The sequence below is a fragment of the Marinobacter antarcticus genome (assembly GCF_011049865.1).
Taxonomy (GTDB): Bacteria; Pseudomonadota; Gammaproteobacteria; order Pseudomonadales; family Oleiphilaceae; genus Marinobacter; species Marinobacter antarcticus_A.
Map to the genome: position 1 here is coordinate 1 of NZ_DRGY01000030.1, position 16,390 is coordinate 16,390.

General features: G+C 54.6%; 17 protein-coding genes and 2 tRNA genes. 5 read left to right on the top strand and 14 right to left on the bottom strand.

The features are described 5' to 3' along the window. Positions 1-539 (top strand): alanine racemase (alr, locus tag ENI00_RS03285; RefSeq protein WP_304098775.1); only part of this gene is annotated, 539 nt, incomplete at its 5' end. 26 nt (positions 540-565) lie between these two features. After that, positions 566-1,444 (top strand): SDR family oxidoreductase, encoded by an 879-nt coding sequence (locus ENI00_RS03290; protein WP_304098778.1) that lies wholly within the window; start codon positions 566-568, stop codon positions 1,442-1,444. A 103-nt stretch (positions 1,445-1,547) separates the two neighbouring features. On the opposite strand, the gene fabB is transcribed toward ENI00_RS03290, so the two are convergent. Further along, complete coding sequence (gene fabB / locus ENI00_RS03295) at positions 1,548-2,762, bottom strand: beta-ketoacyl-ACP synthase I (protein WP_304098781.1); 1,215 nt, start codon at positions 2,760-2,762, stop codon at positions 1,548-1,550. An 11-nt stretch (positions 2,763-2,773) separates the two neighbouring features. Next, entirely contained in the window at positions 2,774-3,709 is a 936-nt protein-coding gene (gene ylqF / locus ENI00_RS03300) for a ribosome biogenesis GTPase YlqF (RefSeq protein WP_304098783.1), read from the bottom strand. Between the two features lie 212 nt (positions 3,710-3,921). Here ylqF and ENI00_RS03305 point away from each other — a divergent pair, with 212 nt between their 5' ends. Continuing rightward, complete coding sequence (locus tag ENI00_RS03305; protein WP_304098786.1) at positions 3,922-4,371, top strand: Spy/CpxP family protein refolding chaperone; 450 nt, start codon at positions 3,922-3,924, stop codon at positions 4,369-4,371. A 90-nt stretch (positions 4,372-4,461) separates the two neighbouring features. Here ENI00_RS03305 and lipA read toward each other — a convergent pair whose 3' ends face one another. The 4 genes from lipA to ENI00_RS03325 all read right to left on the bottom strand — a co-directional run bounded on the left by lipA (position 4,462) and on the right by ENI00_RS03325 (position 7,653). Further along, positions 4,462-5,514 carry a lipoyl synthase gene (gene lipA, locus ENI00_RS03310; protein WP_304098790.1) on the bottom strand — a complete coding sequence of 351 codons (1,053 nt, stop codon included), beginning with the start codon at positions 5,512-5,514 and terminating at the stop codon, positions 4,462-4,464. Between the two features lie 128 nt (positions 5,515-5,642). After that, positions 5,643-6,920, bottom strand: coding sequence for an O-acetylhomoserine aminocarboxypropyltransferase/cysteine synthase family protein (locus tag ENI00_RS03315; protein WP_304098792.1), 1,278 nt, complete (start codon positions 6,918-6,920; stop codon positions 5,643-5,645). A gap of 130 nt (positions 6,921-7,050) precedes the next feature. Continuing rightward, on the bottom strand, positions 7,051-7,485 hold the full coding sequence (locus tag ENI00_RS03320; protein WP_304098794.1) for a PACE efflux transporter: 435 nt from the start codon (positions 7,483-7,485) through the stop codon (positions 7,051-7,053). Positions 7,486-7,576: 91 nt separating this feature from the next. After that, positions 7,577-7,653, bottom strand: a tRNA-Met gene (locus tag ENI00_RS03325). A 479-nt stretch (positions 7,654-8,132) separates the two neighbouring features. On the opposite strand from ENI00_RS03325, the gene ENI00_RS03330 reads away from it, so the two are divergent. Both ENI00_RS03330 and ENI00_RS03335 read left to right on the top strand, forming a co-directional pair. After that, the gene (locus ENI00_RS03330) at positions 8,133-8,465 is read left to right on the top strand and encodes a YnfA family protein (RefSeq protein WP_304098795.1); all 333 of its coding nucleotides are present in this window, start codon (positions 8,133-8,135) and stop codon (positions 8,463-8,465) included. Positions 8,466-8,519: 54 nt separating this feature from the next. Then, positions 8,520-9,230, top strand: a complete 711-nt coding sequence (locus ENI00_RS03335; protein WP_304098798.1) for a pseudouridine synthase — start codon at positions 8,520-8,522, stop codon at positions 9,228-9,230. Between the two features lie 26 nt (positions 9,231-9,256). Here the strand turns inward: ENI00_RS03335 and ychF are convergent, their stop codons facing one another. From ychF to ENI00_RS03375, 8 genes are all read right to left on the bottom strand, one after another. Further along, the gene (ychF, locus tag ENI00_RS03340) at positions 9,257-10,348 is read right to left on the bottom strand and encodes a redox-regulated ATPase YchF (RefSeq protein ID WP_304098800.1); all 1,092 of its coding nucleotides are present in this window, start codon (positions 10,346-10,348) and stop codon (positions 9,257-9,259) included. A gap of 114 nt (positions 10,349-10,462) precedes the next feature. Beyond that, positions 10,463-11,056: an aminoacyl-tRNA hydrolase gene (gene pth, locus ENI00_RS03345; RefSeq protein ID WP_304098802.1), complete on the bottom strand. Its 594-nt coding sequence runs from the start codon at positions 11,054-11,056 to the stop codon at positions 10,463-10,465. A 21-nt stretch (positions 11,057-11,077) separates the two neighbouring features. Continuing rightward, positions 11,078-11,722, bottom strand: a complete 645-nt coding sequence (locus ENI00_RS03350; protein WP_304098805.1) for a 50S ribosomal protein L25/general stress protein Ctc — start codon at positions 11,720-11,722, stop codon at positions 11,078-11,080. Between the two features lie 183 nt (positions 11,723-11,905). Next, the gene (locus ENI00_RS03355) at positions 11,906-12,856 is read right to left on the bottom strand and encodes a ribose-phosphate diphosphokinase (protein ID WP_304098807.1); all 951 of its coding nucleotides are present in this window, start codon (positions 12,854-12,856) and stop codon (positions 11,906-11,908) included. Between the two features lie 52 nt (positions 12,857-12,908). Continuing rightward, positions 12,909-12,983, bottom strand: a tRNA-Gln gene (locus tag ENI00_RS03360). A 19-nt stretch (positions 12,984-13,002) separates the two neighbouring features. Continuing rightward, a complete protein-coding gene (gene ispE / locus ENI00_RS03365) occupies positions 13,003-13,866 on the bottom strand; it encodes a 4-(cytidine 5'-diphospho)-2-C-methyl-D-erythritol kinase (protein WP_304098809.1) in 864 nt (287 codons plus the stop codon). Further along, positions 13,863-14,498 (bottom strand): lipoprotein insertase outer membrane protein LolB, encoded by a 636-nt coding sequence (gene lolB, locus ENI00_RS03370; protein ID WP_304098811.1) that lies wholly within the window; start codon positions 14,496-14,498, stop codon positions 13,863-13,865. Before lolB ends, ispE begins: the two co-directional genes overlap by 4 nt. Then, positions 14,498-16,258 carry a tetratricopeptide repeat protein gene (locus ENI00_RS03375; protein ID WP_304098813.1) on the bottom strand — a complete coding sequence of 587 codons (1,761 nt, stop codon included), beginning with the start codon at positions 16,256-16,258 and terminating at the stop codon, positions 14,498-14,500. Before ENI00_RS03375 ends, lolB begins: the two co-directional genes overlap by 1 nt. Positions 16,259-16,390: the final 132 nt, after the last annotated feature.

A 16,390-nucleotide genomic window follows, 5' to 3' on the forward strand; every position in this document is an offset into this window, starting at 1 on the left:
CCTGGCCGGAATTGATGAGGAGCGTGGGTAATTCTGCGGCCCATTTTATTCCCGGCCAACCGCTGTTTGATTGGAGTCGCCCGGGTATTATGCTCTACGGTGGATCGCCGATCGTCGGCAAGACAGGCCCGGAGCTGGGTCTGGAGCCCGTTATGAGTCTGGAGGCGCCGCTCATTACAACGCGGGTAGTGAAGGCCGGTGAGACCGTTGGTTACGGTGGTGCCTGGGTTGCTGATCAAGACACGCCTATGGGCATGGTTGCCGTTGGCTACGGAGACGGTTATCCCCGTCACGCCGGCACTGACACGCCCGCGGCAATTGGCGGGCGAAGAATTCGACTGATTGGACGTGTCTCTATGGATATGCTGGCGGTGGATCTGAGTGATGCTCCAGCCGCCAGGGCCGGCGATAACGTTGAGCTGTGGGGGAGGACGGTGGGCGTGGATGAAGTGGCTTCCTGTGCAGGTACAATCTCTTATGAGCTACTAACGGGCATTACCCGCCGGGTGCCACGTAACTATCTGAAGGCGTTAGCATGAATTATTTCCGGGGGTATTGAACTCTAGTGCATGTACTTGTTGTTCACGATTACGGTCCATTGGGGAAAATTCTTCTTGAGCGGCTCAGGGAGACTTCTCTGGATGTCAGCCCCCTGCTGGTCAGCGATCTTGTCAGCGCTAACCTCAGTGCGCTGGAGAGCTGGATTCCGGAAGACATCGATCTCATCGTCAATGCATTGTGGCTGGCAGATCCCGAAGTTGCAGAACGAGATCCGGAGGGCACACATAAAGCGGCATTCTCCCTGCCATTAGCCATTGCGGAGTTTGCCCGCGACAGACGCATGGCGTTGTTCCAGTTATCGTCGTGCTATGTGTTTGATGGTCGTAAGCAGAGCGGTTACATCACGTCAAACCCCGGCCATCCCGTCAATGAGTTAGGCAACTGGCAGTGGGAGTGTGAACAGGCGTTGCGCACGCTTTTACCCAGGCACATCATTTTGCGTACCGGCTGGAGCCTGAGTCGTTTTATCCGGAAGGTTCAGGCCAGCACAGCCTTCGATGAAGCCCTGTCACTGCCCGGACGGGGTGTAGGCCAGCCGGTGTCCATGAAAGACCTTGCACGGGTAATAACCGCCGTTATTCAGCAGTTGGACTGTGGCACCGAGGTGTGGGGTACATTTCAGTATGCCGGCGCAGAAGAGATCAGTCTGTATGAGCTGGGTCTGGCCATTGTCGGCTTACCGGGTATTCCGGAAGATCTTCACGTGGTGGACGACATGCCGTCATGGGGCGCGTTGGAGCCGCCAAATACCACGCTGAACTGCACGAAAATCCGCAATACGTTTGGTATCAAGCAGTTCCCCTGGCGTTCCGGGCTGGTCGACGAGCTGGCCATGCTGAGGAACGAGGTGAAACATACCGAATCCGAAGTGCCGACAGAGTAGTGCCGACCGCCTAGTACCGGACGAATAGTGCCGACCGAATAGCGGCAACCGGTTTTGCAACGAACAGACGGGGCCTCACTATCGGGCCCCGTTTGCCTTGTCGTTAAACTGGCAGTCTTTCAAACACCAGAGAAGCGTTTGTTCCGCCAAAGCCAAAGCTGTTGGACATCACCGTGTTCAGCGTTGCCTCCCGGCCTTCAGGTCCCACGATCGGCATATTGCCAATGGCCTCATCCACCAAGGTCAGATTTGCGGTGCCAGCAATGAAACCGTGCTGCAGCATCAGCAGGGAATAAATCGCTTCATGAACGCCTGCAGCGCCAAGGGAGTGCCCCGAGAGCGATTTGGTCGATGAAATGGCGGGAATATCCGAGCCGAAAGTGTTCTTCACGGCGCCCATCTCGGCGGCATCGCCTACCGGTGTGCTGGTTCCGTGGGCGTTGATGTAGTCAATTTTTCCGCGAACGGTCGCCATGGCCTGCTGCATGCAGCGTTGGGCGCCTTCGCCGGAGGGCGCTACCATGTCGTAGCCATCGGAAGTGGCACCGTAGCCGGTGAGCTCAGCAATAATGTTGGCGCCGCGCTTTTTCGCGTGTTCCAGTTCTTCAAGCACCACCATGCCACCACCGCCGGCGATAACAAACCCGTCGCGCCCCGAATCGAATGGGCGAGATGCGGTGTCGGGCGCATCGTTGTATTTTGTGGAAAGCGCGCCCATGGCATCAAACATCATGGTGAGGCTCCAATCTTCCTCCTCGCCGCCGCCGGCAAACACAACATCCTGTTTGCCATACTGGATCTGTTCCATGGCGTGGCCAATGCAGTGCGCGCTGGTGGCACAAGCAGAGGACATGGAGTAGTTTACGCCGCGGATCTTGTAAGCCGTGGCAAGGCACGCAGAAACGGTACTCGTCATGATGCGCGGCACCATGTAGGGCCCAATGCGCTTCACACCTTTTGCTCGCATGATGTCGGTTGCTTCTACCTGACTTGAGCAGGACGAACCGCCGGAACCGGCAATCAGCCCCGTTCGATCATTGGAGATCTGGTCTTCCGTCAGCCCGGCCTGGGCAATGGCCTGCTCCATGGCAAGATAACTATACATGGCAGACGGCCCCATAAAGCGCCGCGCCTTGCGGTCGATGACCGTGGTATCCACGATGGGGGAGCCCGAAACCAGGCTGCGAAACCCGTTTTCTTTGTATGCTTCGTTGAAGCGTATGCCGGATGTTCCGTTTTTTAGGCTTGCGTGTACCTCATCCAGCGAATTTCCAAGACAGGAAACGATACCCATACCGGTGATGACAACTCGTCTCATAGTGTTCTCCTCTAAATACGGCGGCCAGAATGTCTTGCTTTGGAAGCGGCCTTCTTGACTGCAAGTTTAGACTCTTTTTCAGCTTCGGTCGCGGCGGACTCCTGAATTTCCCGCTCAACCATCTCTGGCGTCTCCAGAGAAATGCGCCCCAGAGTGCCGGCGCGAAACTCATTGAGCAATACTTCAGACACTTTGTTCAGGTCGGGCACGCCACCGCGCCCCAGGAATCGGCGCCTGGCAGCGATTCCATCCATGACGGCCAGGCCATCCACGGGTATGTCATCAAAACCGTAACGGGCTTTCAGCAATTCCGGGTAGGCCTCTCGCAAATAATCTGCCTCAAACAGGGCGATGTCTTCGAAATCCAGAACCGCGCTGCGAATGGCCCCGGTGATCGCCAAACGGTAGCCGCAGGCTTCCGGTGAGAGCTTCGGCCAGAGGAATCCCGGCGTGTCGTAAAGAAGAATGTTGTCCGGCAGTTTAATGGTTTGCTGGGACTTGGTTACAGCAGGCTCGTTACCGGTTTTTGCAGCTGGACGCCCAGCCAGAGTATTGATCAGAGTTGATTTTCCGACGTTAGGGATGCCGAGAATCATTACCCGAAGCGCACTTTTCTGGCGATCGTGGTTTGGTGTCATTTCACCGGCTAACCGGAGAATATCCAAGGCTTCACCGCGCTGATTCTGGGTGAGGGTGATGGTCCTTACACCGCGCTCTTTCTCCAGCCATACCTGCCATTTTGCAGTGACTTCCGGATCGGCCAGATCGCGTTTGTTAAGAACCCTGATCAAGGGCGTTTCCCCACGCAGGGCGGGCACCAGCGGATTTTCGCTGCTGAATGGGATGCGCGCGTCCAGTACCTCGATGATGAGATCCATCTGAGGCATAATCTGTTTGATCTCCTTGCGGGCTTTGTGCATGTGCCCTGGAAACCAGTTAATAGCCATTTTTTACTCCGGCGGTGGATGAACCGCGCCATTATGAAGGGGAATGACTAAACTTTCACATTTGTTTCGATTCGCTCATGCGGCGGGTTGGAGGCGGGAATGACGCGCAATGTGTACAAAAAAAAGGGATACCGGGGTGAAAAACGGAGTCAGGATGCTTTAGGGTATTGCGTTAGCTCGTTCTCACAATCAAATCGGTAATGGAGACTTCTATGAAACTTGCAAAACTGTTCGGTACCGCTCTTATCGCAGCGAGCCTGTCAGCACCCGCTTTCGCCCAACAAGCTGCGGGCGGTAAACCGGATCAGGTTGGCCAGTTGGCACAGATGGTCGGGCTCTCAGAAGATCAGCAGGAAGAGATTCGCGGCATTCTCGAGGACATGCAGGGTGAGATTGGTATGTTGCGCGAAGAAGCTCGCGCTTTGCAAAAGCATATGCAGGATGAAATCAAAGCGGACTACGATGAAGACGCCATTCGCGGACACGGTGAAGAGTTGGGTGATGTGACCGGAGAGATGGCCGTGCTTTCAACTCTGATGCAGGCAAAAGTAGACGGAGTATTTACTCAAGAGCAGCGCGACAAGCTGAAGCAGAAAATGCAGCAGATGCGTCAGCAAATACAGCAGCAACAGCAGATGCAGCAACAGCAGCAGAGTCAGTAATTGCCAGAATCTGAGTTAATTTGACAAAACGCCGCCTTCTGGACAATCCAAGAGGCGGCGTTTTGGTAAGGGCTGACAGGTTTTGCCTGATCAGTCCAGAGCTTTTACTGGAATCTGCATGGCGTCAGGCGCAGGTACTTTGTGCACTGCGGGGGGAACCGCGAGCCCCAGATTATTCCTGTCGAACACTTTATCTGCGCGGTAACTGGAACGTACCATCGGCCCGGAGGGTACCTCCATAAAGCCTTTCTCAAGGCCAATATCGCGGTACCGGTTGAACGCTTCCGGCGTTACGTATTGCTCTACGGGTAAATGATTGGGTGTTGGGCGCAGGTATTGGCCCAAAGTCAGGATGTCTACGCCAATGGCGCGCAGGTCGTCCATAGTGGCGAGTATTTCTTCCTCGGTCTCGCCCAGGCCCAGCATCAGGCTGGTTTTGGTAAGCACGTCGGGCCGATACTGTTTGGCATGCTCCAACACGCTGAGCGTTTTATGGTATCCGGCACGTGGGTCACGTACACGGCGCGTCAACCGCTCCACGGTTTCCACATTTTGCGCAAACACCTCAAGACCCGAATCCAGCACTTTCTCAACATTGGACATCACCGCATCAAAGTCTGGCGTCAAAGCTTCTACCGCGACCTGGGGCGTTCGTTGTTTGATGGCCGATACGCAGGCGGCATAATGGGCGGCACCGCCATCCTCAAGGTCGTCCCGATCTACTGAGGTCAATACGATGTAACGCAGGCCCATGAGCTCAACGGATTTTGCCGTGTTTTCCGGCTCTTCTTTATCCAGCCAGCCGTTGGGATTTCCCGTATCCACCGCACAGAAACGGCAGGCGCGGGTGCACACCGAGCCTAACACCATGATGGTTGCGGTGCCGGCGGTCCAGCATTCACCTATATTGGGGCAGTGGGATTCCTGGCACACCGTGCTCACCCTGTGTTCGCTGACGTTTTTACGAACCGCTTCGTATCGTTCGCCGCCGGGCATCCGTGCTCTCAACCATTTGGGCTTGCGCTCAACCGGAACTGACTCCTGATTTGCCGAACGCTTTACGCCATCCTTGATAGCCGAAAAACCATGCTCGTTGCGGAATTTGGAACCACTGGTGACGCGGGGCTTTGCGCTTTCGCTCATTGCAACCGGACTCTCGTTAAGACTTGGGTAGCCCTAAAGAATAATAGGCTGGCGGGGTAGTTACAAGGCAGGTAAGGGCAATCACGAGGATACCGGGCACGATTTTGGTCGCGCCCGGTAAACGGCGATCAAGCCTGGGCTTTTTCCAGGGCCTGAGTGATGTCTGCAAGTATGTCGTCCACGTGTTCAATACCAATCGACAGGCGCACGAGATCGTCGCTGACGCCGGCACTCTTCAGTTCTTCCGGGTTCAACTGGCGGTGAGTGGTGGTTGCCGGGTGACAGGCAAGGGATTTGGCATCGCCAATGTTTACCAGGCGTAAAATCAGATTCAGCGCATCGATGAACTTTGCACCTGCGTCACGCCCGCCCTTGATGCCAAAACTCAGAATGCCCGATGCCTTGCCGCCGCATATTTTTTCGCAGGTAGCCTTGAACGGACTGTTTGCCAGCGTTGCATAGTTCACCCAGCTCACGGCGGGGTGATTTTGCAGAAAATCAGCAACTTTCTCGGCGTTCTCACAGTGGCGTTCCATGCGCAGCCCCAAGGTCTCCAGGCCCTGCATAATCAGAAACGAGTTGAATGGCGAGAGCGCAGCACCGGTATTGCGCAGAGGCACAACGCGACAGCGCCCAATAAACGCCGCAGCGCCCAGAGCCTCTGTGTAGACCACGCCGTGATAGGACGGGTCAGGCTCACTCATCATCGGGAATTTGCCAGCGTTGGCTTTCCAGTCGAATTTGCCGGAATCTACCACAGCGCCGGCCAGGGTGGTTCCGTGGCCGCCAATGTACTTGGTCAGAGCGTGAACAACGATATCGGCGCCGTGTTCGAATGGGCGGCAGAGGTAGGGCGTGGCGACCGTGTTGTCGACAATCAGCGGAATACCGTGCTTGTGGGCAATCTCGGCCCACCGTGTGATATCCACAACGTTGCCAGCCGGGTTACCAATAGACTCGCAGAACAGCGCGCGGGTCTGATCATCGATGGCCTCTTCGATAGCGTCGAAATCGTCGTGTTGAGCCATGCGACACTCTATGCCCTGGTTGGGCAGTGAGTGCGCGAACAGGTTGTATGTGCCGCCATAGAGCTGGCTGGTGCTCACAATGTTATTCCCGACCCGGCAAATGGTTTGTAACGCGTAGGTAATCGCAGACATGCCAGAGGCAACGGCCAAAGCGCCTATGCCGCCTTCAAGTGCGGCCATACGCTCTTCCAGAACAGAATTGGTCGGGTTGGTGATTCGGGTATAAATGTTGCCTGCAACCTTCAGATCGAACAGATCTGCACCGTGTTGGGTGTCGTCAAACGTGTAGGACGTGGTCTGGTAGATGGGTGTGGTAGCGGCTTTGGTGGTCGGGTCGCTTTTGAAGCCGGCGTGGAGGGCTAACGTGTCGAATTTCATGCTAACGTCCTTGCGAATGCATAGTCGGTGTTGTCAGGTTAGGGCAACATTATGGCATAGAGATTTGGCGGGGCTTATAAGGTATGCAATCGTGACATGACTAAAGATAATATGCTTTCTGAGCAATCGGTTAGTGACCTGGATGGGGGCGTGTATCCGTATCCGGGAAAATAGAGTCGTAGCACCATGTGAATACAAAGGCGTACACCAGATAGAACAGCGCAAACGAAACGTCAACCAGTAGCGCCTCCAGCAACTCGATGTTCATCCACCACGCAATGATCGGAAGGAAGACGATTAACAACCCTGACTCGAAGCTGATTGCGTGCAGGAAGCGGATTTTTATGGATTTGCGAGTGGAGCCCGTAAAGCGCTTCAGGGCGTGATCGAAGCCCAAATTGAAGATATAGTTCCAGAGTGTGGCAAGGCTAGCGCCAATCAGTCCCAGCACACCGGTTTTTTCCAGAGAATAGCCGAACGCCAAGGCTGCGAGGGGAACAGAAATCAGTAACCCGATAACTTCAAAAGAAATCGCTTGCCGGATTCTGTCGCCAGTGGTTCTCATGAGATGTCTCCGCAGAGGCAGGGTATGGTGCTTTTTTCTGCCCGGAGAAATAAAAAAGGCCGCGACCTGAATCGCGACCTTTTTCGAATAATGGTAGCAAGGGGCGGAGTTGAACCGCCGACCCCAGCATTATGAGTGCTGTGCTCTAACCAACTGAGCTACCTTGCCATCGCTCACCAAAGGAAGCGGCGCGTATATTATGTACGGAGGGTAAAAGTGTCAAGTGGCGACCGGTCATTCTCGCCTGAAAATCGCATTATTGGAGATGTATTTTTTACAAAAATGCTTTTAAAACATAACCTTGAATATATTTTGAGAGTGAAAAAAACTGTTCCGGTTTCGTGAACGATTGTCCCGTTTTTATAGGTATGCTGTTGACAGGGTTAACACGAACGCCCCGGAGGGTTGTTGTGAATGTTGAAGAAATCGGTTAATTTTCAGGGAGAAAGACAATAAAATTCCTATGAGTCAGCTATGACGCTGGCACTTGTGGGGACAATTTTTTCACTGGTTCTGCTGTCCCGATATCACGATCGGCAAATCAGAATTGTAACGAGCGAGTCAAAATAATGTGCGAAGAGATGCGACAATGATCGGAACGGTCGCAAAACTTTGCCTCGAATACATCTTCCAAGGAGACGATTTTTTTGCCTGAACTGAAGGCGGTTGGCCTTTTCATTATCACTGCGTTAGCGGAAATTGTGGGCTGCTACCTGCCCTATCTCTGGCTCCGGGAGGGCAAGACAATCTGGCTGCTGGTGCCAGGCGCTCTGAGCTTGGTTGCTTTCGTGTGGTTGCTGTCGCTGCATCCAACTGCGGCAGGCCGGGTGTATGCGGCTTATGGCGGTGTTTATATCTTCATGGCTATTTTATGGCTATGGGCCGTCAACGGCATTCGGCCGACAACATGGGACCTGGTGGGGTCCTCAGTGGCGCTTCTCGGCATGGCCATTATCATGTTTGCGCCGCGCACGGCTTAGCCGCGGGCCATACAATGACGACAAACCGAAAAATTCACGACAACGACCATTGAAATGTCCAGCCGTCTCGATCGCTTCATTAGCCAAAACAGTGTTTTTTCGCTTTCAGATACGCGCCTTCTGATTGCACAAAAGCGAATTGTTTTAGACGGGCACCTGGCGCATTCAATTCAACAAAAAGTGACGAAATTCACGCAGGTTGTATTGGATGGTAAGTGTCTGACATATAAAACCCCCGTTTATCTCATGCTGAATAAGCCTCGGGGGGTGGTCAGTGCGACCAAGGATCTCAAGCACCCAACGGTTTTGGATCTTATTCAGCATCCGCAGAAAAACGAACTGCACATCGCCGGACGCCTGGATTTCAATACGACCGGATTGATGTTGTTGACCAACGATGGAGCCTGGTCGCGCAAAATGAGTTTGCCCGAGACAAAGCTCGAGAAAACCTATGAGGTTACACTGTCCAAGCCTTTAAATGATGACTATGTGGCTGTCTTTCGAGAGGGTATCTATTTCAGTTATGAAAACATTACAACCCGGCCCGCAGGCTTGGAGATTCTATCCGAGTACACTGCCAGGCTATCGTTGGTTGAAGGTAAGTATCATCAAGTGAAGCGGATGTTCGGTTTTTTTCAAAACCAGGTGTTATCACTGCATCGGGCCTCTGTCGGGAATCTTTCCCTCGAGGCGCTTGAGGTGGGGAAAAGTCGTGCGCTTACAGAAGAAGAACTGGACCTTACATGCGAAGGGGCAGCGCAGTAAAAAACTGCGCTGCCTTGCTCTGCTGCCTAAACGTTAAAGCGGAAGTGGATGACGTCGCCATCTTTAACAATGTATTCCTTGCCTTCCAATCGCCATTTTCCGGCATCTTTGGACCCGGCTTCGCCATTGTATTTCACAAAATCGTCATACCCCACAATTTCGGCGCGAATAAAGCCGCGTTCGAAGTCGGTATGGATGACAGCGGCCGCCTGAGGCGCAGTAGCGCCGGTTTTAACCGTCCAGGCGCGCACTTCTTTTACCCCTGCCGTAAAGTAGGTTTGCAGGCCCAGCAAGCTGTATCCGGCGCGAATGACCCGATCAAGGCCTGGCTCGTCCATGCCCATTTCACCCAGGAACATGCTCTTCTCGTCGTCTTCCAGTTCGGAGATTTCAGATTCAATTTTGTTGCAGATCGGAACGACGATCGCGTTCTCGGCGTTCGCAATGTCGCGCACAGTGTCCAGGTACGGATTGTTTTCAAAGCCGTCCTCGCTGACGTTTGCGATGTACATGGTTGGCTTGATGGTGAGAAGGCACAATTCACGGATCAGCAACAGCTCGTCTTTGTCCAACCCCATACTGCGCACCGGCTTGCCTTCGTTCAGAACGGGCAGCAGGCGCTCAAAGATTTCGATCTGGGCCTTGGCTTCTTTATCGCCGCCCTTGGCAATCCGTTGCACACGCTTGATGGATTTTTCAACGGTATCCATGTCTGCCAGTGCAAGTTCGGTATTGATGATCTCGATATCGGCTGCCGGATCTATTTTGTTGGCAACGTGAATCACATTGGGGTCGTCAAAGCAGCGCACTACGTGTGCGATGGCTTCGGTCTGGCGGATGTTGGCCAGAAACTGATTGCCCAGGCCTTCGCCTTTGGATGCGCCTGCGACCAGGCCGGCAATGTCTACGAATTCCATGGTCGTGGGCACGATGCGCTGCGGTTTGACGATATCGGCCAGCTTATCAAGCCGTGGGTCCGGCATGGCCACCACGCCGGCATTGGGCTCGATTGTGCAGAACGGGAAGTTTTCGGCACCGATGCCGGCTTTGGTCAATGCGTTGAACAGGGTGGACTTGCCGACGTTAGGTAGGCCGACGATGCCGCAGTTAAAACCCATGGAATGCCTCTGCTGGTACTGGGAAATTTGGCAGGATTATACCGGTGTCCGCCAGCGTGTGCGAGTAAGGGATATCTGGGGTGGCCGATTGGCGGGGAGTATTGTCTTGCAGGTTCAGGCGATGGTGGGTTTGAAGCTGTGCAAACGATTCATTGCGGCGGCAAGATTGCCCGAAGCTGCATCGGGCAAAACCCGCATGGTTTCGTCAAATACCGCATTCAGATCTTCAGCTTCTCTCTTGCCCAGGCGGCCCAGCACGTAGCCGGTAACCTTACGGCTGTCTCCGGGGTGGCCGATGCCAATGCGAAGTCTCTGAAATTCGTTGGTGCCCAGATGAGCGATCGTGTCCCTCAGGCCATTGTGCCCGCCGTGTCCTCCGCCTTTTTTCAGCTTTGCGGTACCGGGGGGAAGGTCGAGCTCGTCGTGAGCGATCAGGATCTGGTTGGGCAGTATTTTGAAAAAGTCTGCGAGGGCTTTAACCGATATGCCGCTGCGATTCATGAAGGTGGCGGGGTTCAGCAGATGAAGCTCAAGGCCTTGCCACTGAATGCGGGCGTAGTGCCCGTGGTATTTCTTTTCGGGGCGGAGCGGCTGGCCCGCATCGCGGGCCAGTGCTTCGACGAACAGAGCGCCGGCATTGTGGCGGGTATTCTCGTAGTCGGCACCGGGATTACCCAGTCCAACCACCATGACAATATCCTGTGCCATTTGCCAACGCCTCCGGAGTTGTTACTCCTTGCTTTCGCCTTCTTCGTCTTCAGCTTCGTCTTCGGCTACGTCTGCCTTGACGCCTTTCGGTTTGCTGACAGACACAACAGCTTGGTCGTGCTCGCCGTCGTGCTGCAACGCAGGAATACGAACGCCTTTCGGAAGTTTCAGGTCGCTCATGTGAACGATCTGATCCATCTCTACATCAATCATATCGATTTCGATGTACTCAGGCAGATTGCGCGGCAGACACGCTACTTCAACTTCGGTCATCAAACGGAATGCAACGCCACCAAAGGTCTTGATCGCAGGAGCTGAGTCTTCGTTAACCAGGTGCAGTGGAACGTGAACAAAGATTTCCTGGTCTTTCTCAACGCGCTGGAAGTCAGCGTGCGTCAGCAGCAGCTTGTACGGGTGCCGCTGAAGGTCCTTCATGATAACGCTTTCTTTTTTGCCATTCAGATCTATGGTCAGAATGTGTGAAAAGAACGCTTCGTTTTCCAGAGCTTTTTTCAGCTCGTTGTGCCAAATGGAAATCGGAGTGGCTTCTTTGCCGGCACCGTAAATGATGGCCGGAATTTTACGTTCTTCGCGACGCAGGCGGCGGCTCGCACCTCTCCCCTTGTCGTCACGAGGAAATGCTTCAATAACAAAGTCCTGAGACATGGTTTTTACCTCAATCGTCACCTGAGCTGCCCGCGACCAGGCGTTGGAACAGGTGATGTTTCCGAAAAGCCGGATTTTTCCGGCTGACTAAAAGAGTCGGGAGCCTGATTAGGCTCCCGACTCGGTGTTTTTTCAACAGCGTCCAACGTCCTGTTTTTTCTGATATTAAGGCTTTCCGCCTATTCAGACATTCTCAAACAGGGCACTGATGGACTCTTCGTTGCTGACGCGACGAATGGATTCTGCGAGCAGTCCAGCCATACTGAGGGGGCGGATTCTAGCACAGTTCTTCGCTTTGTCACCCAATGGAATGGTGTCACATACCACGAGCTCATCCAGGTCCGAGGCATTGATATTCTCAATCGCAGGGCCGGAGAGGACGGGGTGGGTGATGTATGCCACGACCCGGGACGCGCCACGCTCTTTGAGCGCATTGGCTGCTTTGCACAAGGTGCCAGCAGTATCCACAATGTCGTCGACCAGAATGCAGGTCTTGTTTTCCACGTCACCAATGATGTGCATTACTTGGGATACGTTTGCTTTCGGCCGGCGCTTGTCGATGATTGCCAGATCGGCATCGTCCAGTCGCTTGGCAACAGCGCGGGCGCGCACCACGCCGCCAACATCTGGTGAAACCACAACAAAATTTTCAAATCTCTGCTTTTCGATATCTTCAAGCAGAACAGGCGTGGCGTAAATGTTGTCTACCGGCACGTCGAAAAAACCCTGAATCTGGTCTGCGTGAAGGTCTACGGTTAATACGCGGTCAACGCCAATACTGGAGATCATGTCCGCAACAACTTTGGCGCTTATGGCAACCCGGCTTGAGCGCACACGGCGATCCTGCCGAGCATAGCCGTAATAGGGTATGACGGCGGTGATACGCGATGCAGAAGCGCGGCGCAGGGCGTCGGCCATCACGATCAGTTCCATCAGATTGTCGTTGGTGGGGTAGCACGTGGGCTGGATGATGAAAACATCGTGGCCGCGCACATTTTCGTTGATTTCGACGGTCGTCTCGCCATCGCTGAATCGGCCTACAGTGGCCTCGCCCATCGGGATGTGCAGTTTTTTAGCGATTGCGTGGGCAAGCTCTGGATTTGCGTTGCCTGTGAAAATCATCAATTTGGACACGACGGCATCCTTCTCTTTTTCGGCGTTTGAGTCAGAGGAAGCGGGAGGAAGGTGGCTGGGGTGGCAGGATTCGAACCTGCGCATGACGGGATCAAAACCCGTTGCCTTACCACTTGGCGACACCCCAGTATCGTGCTTTTTTGGCATCATTCCAGCTCTGTCAGCTTTTGGTGAAGAGGTGATACGTTCACCCCTTTAGCGACGAACCCGATGATGCCGGAGGGTTTGCTTTCCCAGATAATCCGGGCTGCGGATTCTGTAGGGAAACGTCCAAATATGCAAGCCCCGGTCCCGGTTAATCTTGCAGGTCCGAATTTTTTGAGCCATTCCATGCTCTGATCGACTTCAGGATACAGTCTTCTTACGACGTCCTCGCAGTCATTTCGGTACCTCGAGGCGTCTCCCTCAAAAGCGGGCGCTATTCTGATTCTCGAGGTGTTTCTTGTCAACCCTTGCTCTGAAAATATCTTACCTGTGTTGATGTTGCAGGCAGGTTTCAGAACCAGGAACCAGTCTTCCGGTGGGAAAGCGGGCGTCAGTTTTTCGCCTACGCCTTCGCCAAAAGCGGCATGGCCGCGCACGAACACCGGCACATCTGCGCCGAGTGTGAGCCCTGTTTCCGCCAGTTCGTCCAGCCCGAGCCCGAGCTGCCAGAGATGATTGAGCCCGATCAGGCTGGTAGCCGCATTGGAGCTGCCGCCCCCAAGCCCTCCGCCCAAAGGCAAGCGCTTGTTGATGGCAATGCTTACGCCAGGCAGATCCCCTGAGGCCTTTGCGGCAAGAGCGCGGGCGGCCCTGACGATCAGGTTGTCTTCCTCCGAAACCCCCGGGATGGGGGTTGCAAGCCGGATGCCCGGCTGATCAGGGGTTAGTGTCAGCGAGATGTCGTCGCCGTAGTCAAGAAACTGGAACAGGGTCTGAAGTTCATGGTAGCCATCCGGACGCCTGCCTACAATGTGCAAGAAAAGGTTCAGTTTGGCAGGCGAGGGCAGAGTAATTGAGGCTGTCACGGATTAAGATTCTGCCAGTTGCCCACGACAACTCTTACTCGTTTATCGTCCTTCAAAGCGGTGATTCTGGCAGGTAGTGCAGGGATATCTCCCTGTGACTCATGCCATCGATCGTAGCGGATTTCCCAGCCGGCTTGTCGGATCATCGCCAGCTCACCCCGGTCATCAAATAGCAGCCGAAAGTCGCCGCCGGGCGCCTGTACTCCGCGTATCCACCACGTCAGGCTTTCCAGAGGTAGCTGCCAGCCCGTAGCGGCTTCCAACAGTGCTTCCGGATCTCCGGAGCGATAGGTGTCGCCGTTTGACAGCGTCAGCTCAATGAACCCTGGCGTGCCTTTAAGGTTGGTGCTGCCCATTCCAAGAAATGATGACGACAATGCGAGGTCATAGGCTTCGCCCGCCTGTATCCAGTGGTTGATGATGGCCGTGCCACTGTCGGAAGGCTGGCGCACGGCGAGTTTTCCGGACAGTTGCCAGTGGTCAAACTGGCTGAGCTTGGCGGAGCGCGCTTGCCAGTCGGCCGGTGGCTGATCGGTCATGCCTTCCGGTAGCGGCTCCAGTGCGATAGTGGTGCACGCGCTCAGGCTGACAATCATGAGTGTGGCAGCCCAGGTGCGAAAAAGCTGACGCATCACAGGTTACCTTTGTTGGTCAGCCGTTCAATGGTTTCGCGTAATACTTCGTGATCCGGATTTTTATCAAGCCCCTCTTTCCAGATAATCTCGGCCTGCTCTTCGGCGCCGCTCATCCACAGTGCCTCGCCGTAATGAGCCGCGACCTCCGGATCAGGGTAGGCCTCCCAGGCGCGGGACAGGAAATCCAGCGCCGGCTCAATCTGACCTTCCTGGAACAGAATCCACCCCATGCTGTCGAGAATGGCGGGGTTGTCCGGATCCAGTCTCAGGGCTTGTTCGACATAGCCGCGAGCTTCATTCAAGCGGTCCGTGCGAGTCGCCAGTATGTATCCAAGAGCGTTAAGTGCAACGGCGTTTTCGGGATTCTGTTCAACAATCTGCTTGAGGTCTTGTTCGGCTTTGCCGGGCTGGTCGAGCGCATCGAACAGCATGGCTCGGGCATAACGGATCTGCGGGTTTTCGGGGTAGTCTTCAAGCGCGCTGGAGGCGGCGTCAAGAGCTTCCTGCTGCTGTCCCTGGTCGAGTAGCAAATTCACCTCAAGCAACCAGAAGTTTTCAGCCTGTTCGGAATGGTCGCTGCGCAACGAACGGATGTTGGCCAGCGCGTCGTCTAGCTTCCCTTCTGATGCCAACAGAGTGCTCGCCCGGGCAAGAGATGGAAGAAAATAGTTGCCTTTTTCCACACTCTGATAGTACCCGATTGCCTGCTCGGTGTTGCCAGCCTCATCTGCAATCCGGCCAAGGTAATAGCTGGCTTCGCTGATTTGGTAACCCTGTTCCGTGAGTTTTATGAGCTCTTCCTTTGCGAGCTCAAGTTGCCCGTTTTCCAGAGCAACAAGCGCGTGTGAAAGGCGCAGGCCAGGATTGTCAGGGTAGCGCTGCACCAGGCGATTGAACTCATCCTGGGCGGCCTGTAAATCACCTTCGCTGATCAGCATGCGCCCGTAGAGCGTTCCCATCTGGCGGTTTTCCGGGAAGCGCCGGGTGTTTATCAGCAAATGATCGAGGGCTTCGTTTTCTTTGCCGACCTGAAACAGAAGATCGCCCTTGAGAATAATGGCGGGTTGGAATTTGGGCTGTTGCGCAAGCAGTGGTTCCAGACGGAGAAGGGCGGCCTCGGGATCCCCCGTTATTTTTAGCAACAAGGCGATGCTGTACTCCAGATCCGGCGTGTCCGGGTGGCGGCGTGCCATCTTTTCATACAACGCGAGCAATTCTTGCTGCTGCTCTGGGGGAAGATTGCCTGCCATGACCGCAAGGCTGTCAAAATCGGCGTCACCGCCTTGGTTGAGAATCTGCTCCATATAACCCAGGGCAGCTTCCATTTCATTTCGTTTGACCGCCTGAATGGCCGAAACCCGAAGGGCCTGGAGATTGCCGGGATCTACGTCCAGCCATAATTTTGCAAGTCTTTTCTGGGCGTTGTCGCTATTCAGCGACTGAGCAATGAGCATGGCCCGCTCGATAACATTTTTATCCCGGGACTGCTGTGCGGCTTTGAGGTAGTTAACCAGCGTGACGTCATATCGGCCACGTTGTGCGGCGATTTCCGCCGAGAGAAGCAGGTAAAGAGTTTCGGGCTCGAAATCTGCGTATTCGATGGGTGTCGTGCTGCCCGGTTGCCCGATGCCTTCTTGTTTAATCGCGTTAGTTGTCTCGTCGACGGCGGGTGTGCTCGCTGAACCGGTTATACTGGCACAGCCTGTCAGTGAGAGTCCCAGCAGGCAGGTAAACAAAAGCGGTGCGGATTTGTGCATACAACGTCCCGTGAATTGTCGACTACGCATCGTGAATAACCCGGATTCTCTCTTTTTAGAGCTGAGTCGGGCACCGGCGGCCGCCGGCTCCCTATAATGGCATAAGGTCCTGTTCTTGCCCAACCTGTGCGC